Origin of the sequence: Psychroserpens sp. (assembly GCF_047633235.1) — a bacterium.
In the GTDB taxonomy this organism is placed as follows: domain Bacteria; phylum Bacteroidota; class Bacteroidia; order Flavobacteriales; family Flavobacteriaceae; genus Psychroserpens.
Map to the genome: position 1 here is coordinate 24,359 of NZ_JBLIET010000035.1, position 6,000 is coordinate 30,358.

A 6,000-nucleotide genomic window follows, 5' to 3' on the forward strand; every position below is an offset into this window, starting at 1 on the left:
TTTTTTGAATCTTGCGATTTTGCCATGACTTGGTAGTTTAAGTATTAATAAGTATAAATATAGTAAATGGTTGGTTAATGCCTCGTTTTTTTTATTAAAAAACACGCAGAACTACCTATACAATTGTACTCAGGATGTCGTAGGTTGGCCAAATGATAAATGTAAAAAAAATCTAAAGCATTAGTAACGTATAATTATGCGATACTGTATCACTTCTATGTGTATTATTTATAGAGTTGTGCAGTAAATGAAGTTACGTTATTTGTAGATGCTATTTGACATAACATACGCACATTGCTAGGCGTAAGTTTACCTTTTAATGAAACATTTAAAGTCGTCCTGTATCTATAGTTAATTGTAACTATAAATATTTGTTATCTTTAATACTAAAAACAGTGCTAAACCACAAAATTCAAGCTTTAGTTTAAAGTCATTTTAAAACAAAATTTGAAAATAATTATAGAATATTACATTCAAACGGGAACTGAGAATTGACACAAAATTTATTGAGTATCGGATTTTAATTATGTGTAGCGCCTTTTTGTTTTGCAGTAAGTGTTGGTGTCATGTTGCTGTCATATTGTTGTCATGACGATGTCTCAAGGCTTACGCCACCAGCACAAACTTAATAATTAGCTTTGCATAATAATATTAAAAGCAAAATAATAATGGATTATAGTACAACTAATTTAAGAGCTATTAAAAAAATGAGATTAGAGCGACATTGGTCGCAAGAACAATTAGCCGAAATGAGCGGGTTAAGTGTAAGAACTATTCAGCGAATTGAAAACGGAGAAAATGCGGGTTTAGAATCATTAAAATCTTTGGCATCTGTCTTCGAAACTAATATTACTGATTCGAACAAGAAAGAAGAAATAGAACACATTAGAAAACAAGAAGAATATGTTCAAAATGTAAAAGGGTTTTATGGATTTCTTGCGCTAGCTATATTCAGCTTAGGTGTATTTTTTATTATTGCCCTTTTTGATTCTGATTCAGAAGGCTGGTTTTTATTTTTTTATATGCTGATTTTTTATGCGCTTGCTCTGGGAGTTGCTTATCTTAAAATTTTTGATTTTTTTGGAGAAGATTGGAAAAGAAAGCTGATTGATAAAAAATTCAAAAAGAAATAATGATTTTTAATTCGTAATAACGAATAACAAAACGGACAAAAAAAGCACTACAGACAAAGACGTGTGTAGCTTATTGCAGATGAGTTACTTAATCAAATTTTAATACTTATTTACTATATTTGGTTCACGGCTGACAAATAAACGTGTCTCGCATCTGCAACTAACCACACACCAAATGTTGTAGCCAATTAAAATAAACTACAGGAAGTTTAAAGCTAATGTAACAAAAACCGAATTCAAAGACCTATAAAGTATGATGAACTTAAAGAATACTTCCGAATTATTAATCACTTTACTATCTCAAGCCAATAAAAAATCAGAAAAAAAAGTTTATAACTGCTTTATCCGAACATTGACATCTTTAAAAAATAAAGACCTATCTGAAAACCAGTCTCAATTAATACAAGAAAAACTTTCTTCATTGAATTTAAAAACCACAACGGAAAATAGAAAAAAATACTACCAACAAAAACTTTCTGAATTTAAATCATTTCTGAAAAACGAATTTTCTTTCACAAGTGAAAAATATTATACAGAATTAGGAATAGCTTTTGGATTGAGTTTTGGAACTGGAATTGGTTTGGCGATTGGAACTGCAATAAACCCTATTACTGGAACAAGTATTGGATTGTCTATTGGAATTGGTGTTGGAATGTTAATTGGAATGATGTATGGTGCAAGAAAAGATGCTGAAGCTAAAAGACAAGGTAGAGTTATTTAAATAACTGGCTACAACATCGTGTATAATTAATGGCTTGGTCACTGCCGACTTACGAACATTGCTGCGGAATATTCTATCTGTGATTTATTTGCTAAATTAATTGCTTAACCACGTAACCAACCATAGACCAAATGTTGTGTGTTAGCCTTCATTATGGCCAACCACTAAGATTCCCGCTTTATCGAGAAATGAATATGATAAAATTCTTTATAAAAACACGATACAACCATATGAAAAAAAAACAAAACCAGAACCAGAAGTTTTAGATTCATTATCAATATACCTATGGGATTCTTATGGAGGTCACACGTTTAATCCTTCTCAATCACGTATTAATGCACTTATGAGCAGCTCTTCTTTTGATATTATTAGTGATAAAAACTTACGTAATCTTTTAATATCTTGGGATGAGTTGGTAGAAGATTATCAAATTGAGCTAACGAAACCACTAAACAAGTAGAGTTAAAGTATTAAAATAACGAAAGGCTAACAACCTTACCAATCATATAAAATCGTCAGAATGAGTAAAAGTATAATTGTAGCATTTATTTTTCTATTTGGGTTCAATCAGGTAAAGTCACAAAATACTGAACCCATTGTCATCGGCACCAAACATATACTACATTCCAACATCTTGAATGAAGACAGAGAATATTGGATTAACCTACCTGAATCGTACAACGACGATGAAGAATCCTACAAAAAGTATCCTGTTCTTGTTGTCCTTGACGGCAATACTCATTTTAATTTTATAACTGGTATCGTAAGCTATATGAGTGGAAATGGAAAAATTCCAGAAATGATTGTTGTATCCATACAAAATGTAGATAGAAGACGAGACTACACACCAGACAAAACAATTACAGTAAGAGAGAATAATTCGGGAGGAGGTGATAAATTTATAAGCTTTTTGGAAGATGAGCTTATACCTGAACTGAATCGGGAATATAGAACAGCACCTTATCGAATACTTTTTGGCCATTCCTTGGGTGGATTATTAGCTACTCACGCTTATATGAAAGAAAAAACCCTTTTTAATTCATTTATTAGCGTTGACCCAAGTTTTGGAACATGGGATGCCAAAACCATGGATAAAAAATTAGAGTCTGTAACAGTTAATTCTTTTGATAGGTTTATTTACTTCGCAACAGCTAACTGGGGAAAAAGAAATATTAGAAACCGAGATCGCCATCTGCGATTGTACGACGCATTAAATAGTAAATGTGAAGGAGAGTTCCCTGCGAAGCTGGAATATTTCGAGAATGAAAACCATGGTTCTGTGCCACCTATTGCTTTTTATAATGGAATTTCTGCGATTTTTAAAGATTACGGAATTTCTTTCAGAGATGTAGACACTACGGTGCAGCTAATGGAACATTTCCAATCCATTTCTCAACGCCTTTCATGGAATTTTAAACCCCCTGAGTTACTTGTGAACAGAATAGGATATAGAATGTTAAGGAGTAGCAACGAAAATGAGACATCCAAAGCATTAGAATTCTTTATCTTGAATACAGAAAACTTCCCTAATTCATGCAATGCTTATGATAGCATGGGAGTGGCTTATGAAGTTTTAGGGAATAAGAAAAAAGCAATTGAAAACTATAAAAAGGCACTTGCACTTAATCCCAAGAGCGCACATGCAAGAATGAAGATAGACTACTTAAACAAGAGCGAATAAATACAATTAGTAACACTATGTATAATTAGTTGCTAGTTCTCCTCTACTCACAAAAATTGCCTATGCCCATTCGCTACTCACGTGTTGTCTCGCAGATTTTATATTCAGTTTGTATGTCCTAAGTCTGTTGTGTAATCAAAAAACAAATCATATACAGCGAGGTTGGCACACATTAAAAGTACATTTATAAATCCAAATTCAGGATATAATTAAATGAAGTTGTTATATATAAAAACAGACTTATGAAATCACTTATTAGACTTAATGTTATTATTTTATTATCTATAATTAGCTTTGGATGTACGGACGACGACGCTAATACAATAGAAGACCCCATTCTAACTTTAACTGATGTAGATGGTAACGTTTACAACACAATAACTATTGGAGATCAAGTATGGATGCTTGAAAATCTAAAAACTACATCATATAATGATGGCGCACCAATTAATGAATATACCTTTGGAAATGATTGGCATAATGGCAATACTCAAATTGACTATTATCAGTGGGCAGACACATTTGATTTAAACAATCAATTTGACGAAGAATTACCATTTGATTATTATGGTGCCATGTATAACCATTTTGCGATTGAAAGTGGTAAACTAGCACCTGAGGGATGGCGAATTCCAACGGTAGAAGATTATATGGAATTAGAGAGTTATCTTGCTAACAACGGACAGTCAGGAACTGAAGGAGAAGCACTTAAAACCACCACTGGATGGCTTGATATTGCTGGTAATGGCACTGATGCTATAGGTTTTAAAGGCCTTCCAAATGGCTACATCCATGCATTTGGAGGACCAACTTTAGGAGGCGGCATTTGCACTTGGGCAACCAATCAGGTCGATGTGCAGAATGGAACTAGAACTTCAATTAATCTATTTAATGAACCAACACTGATGTATGCAAATAATGCGATACAAATTGGAGCAGGTATTAGATGCATAAAAGACTAACGTACCAATACTGTATATAAGTAAATACTAGTCCAAGCCTACATGCGCAAATTGCTTAAGCCAGTTCGATGCACTCGTGTCTTGGAGGTTTTCTATTCGGTTTTTATGTACTCAATTGTGTACTTAAACCACGCAACTACACATATAAAAAAAATATTAGCACATTTGACGCAACCTTTCTCATATGTTTACATCTTATCAAAAAATAGCTTCATATGAAAAAAATAATTGTATTACTTATCACCGTATTCTGTTTCAATACAGTCATAGCACAAAATAATGCTATAAAAATCACCAACGTAAATACCAATAAAGAAAAAATTATAAAAGAAAATAGAAGAATAAAACTCAAAACTACTGATGGACAAAAAATTAAAGGTCGTTTTAAAGTAGAAAATAATAACACCCTTATTATTGATAATGTTCGCATAAATTTAACTGATATTGATGAATTAAAACGCAATCCTCTATTAACATCTATCCTCGTCACTGGATTTCTTGTTTACGGTGGATCAATAACACTAGGCTTTAGTGTTTTAGTTGGCGTATTAGCTGATTCTTCTGCATTTTGGTTGACTATCCCAGCAGCCGGCATGATATATACAGGCATAAAAGCACCAAATTTCAATAAAAATCACAAAATGGATAAAGGTTGGAAATTTGAATTAATATCTCTACCAGATTAGAACCCCTACTAACCCTACACAAACACGCAAGCAAAACAGAAAACAAACTACAACCTAGCGTAACCCATGGCGCCCCTAACCTACCATCCCACTAACAAAAACCGCAACAAATTCTTTTATTTTATCCAGAATACGTTCTCCAATTGATCTCGCTTGCTGTATACTTGGTCTATTGCCTAAACATTTAAAAACATCGTCTCCTATAGGCTCTTGACCACTATAAATATAGGTGTCTATTCAAGCCTTTTAAAGTGGTGGAGTGAGCCTTACCCAATTCATTGTCGTCTCTTTTAATAATGCGCACTAAGGGAACCCGTAACAACACCTCTTAAATTTAACATAGTTTTACTGAAATATACGTAGAACTACGTATACAAGTGCGTTAAGAAAAGCACTAGATTTATCAAACCATAAAAATAAAAAAATCTGTAGTATTAGTGAAGTGCAACTAAGGGAACCCGTAACACTTGTCTTTGTGTTTTTTATACTATTGTACAGTAAATGGTATTATGTTTTTTATACCTGATAATTGGCATTACACACACACTGCAATGCTTGAGGTTAGGTTTTAAGTAAACATTTACAATACTAGTGGATCTATAAAGGATGTATAACATCTGTTGTATCTATCTTATATTTAGGTGTAAAACAAACATATGTTACATATATCCCCTATTTGGGTGTAAAAAGAACATATGTTATATATACTATTGTTGACAACAAGTTAAAAAAATGAACAAAAAGCTACAATATAAATTTTCCATCATAATATCACTTATTTGGATTTTTAGTTCTAATGCGCAAATAACATTGAATA

The 6,000-nt window shown here is 32.5% G+C and carries 5 protein-coding genes; all 5 read left to right on the forward strand.

The annotated features are described in order from the left end of the window. Positions 1-668: 668 nt before the first annotated feature. Entirely contained in the window at positions 669-1,133 is a 465-nt protein-coding gene (locus ACJAZK_RS11375) for a helix-turn-helix domain-containing protein (protein ID WP_415224077.1), read from the forward strand. A gap of 253 nt (positions 1,134-1,386) precedes the next feature. Beyond that, positions 1,387-1,854 (forward strand): hypothetical protein, encoded by a 468-nt coding sequence (locus ACJAZK_RS11380; RefSeq protein WP_415224078.1) that lies wholly within the window; start codon positions 1,387-1,389, stop codon positions 1,852-1,854. Positions 1,855-2,374: 520 nt separating this feature from the next. After that, positions 2,375-3,535, forward strand: a complete 1,161-nt coding sequence (locus ACJAZK_RS11385) for an alpha/beta hydrolase-fold protein (RefSeq protein ID WP_415224079.1) — start codon at positions 2,375-2,377, stop codon at positions 3,533-3,535. Positions 3,536-3,777: 242 nt separating this feature from the next. Continuing rightward, positions 3,778-4,497: an FISUMP domain-containing protein gene (locus tag ACJAZK_RS11390; RefSeq protein WP_415224080.1), complete on the forward strand. Its 720-nt coding sequence runs from the start codon at positions 3,778-3,780 to the stop codon at positions 4,495-4,497. A 215-nt stretch (positions 4,498-4,712) separates the two neighbouring features. Further along, complete coding sequence (locus tag ACJAZK_RS11395) at positions 4,713-5,183, forward strand: hypothetical protein (RefSeq protein WP_415224081.1); 471 nt, start codon at positions 4,713-4,715, stop codon at positions 5,181-5,183. The last annotated feature ends 817 nt before the right edge of the window (positions 5,184-6,000 follow it).

Coding starts and splice junctions, on each gene's coding strand:
- ACJAZK_RS11385 (WP_415224079.1), top strand. CDS start 2,375: ATGAGTAAAAGTATAATTGTAGCATTTATTTTTCTATTTGGGTTCAAT.
- ACJAZK_RS11390 (WP_415224080.1), top strand. CDS start 3,778: ATGAAATCACTTATTAGACTTAATGTTATTATTTTATTATCTATAATT.
- ACJAZK_RS11380 (WP_415224078.1), top strand. CDS start 1,387: ATGATGAACTTAAAGAATACTTCCGAATTATTAATCACTTTACTATCT.
- ACJAZK_RS11375 (WP_415224077.1), top strand. CDS start 669: ATGGATTATAGTACAACTAATTTAAGAGCTATTAAAAAAATGAGATTA.
- ACJAZK_RS11395 (WP_415224081.1), top strand. CDS start 4,713: ATGAAAAAAATAATTGTATTACTTATCACCGTATTCTGTTTCAATACA.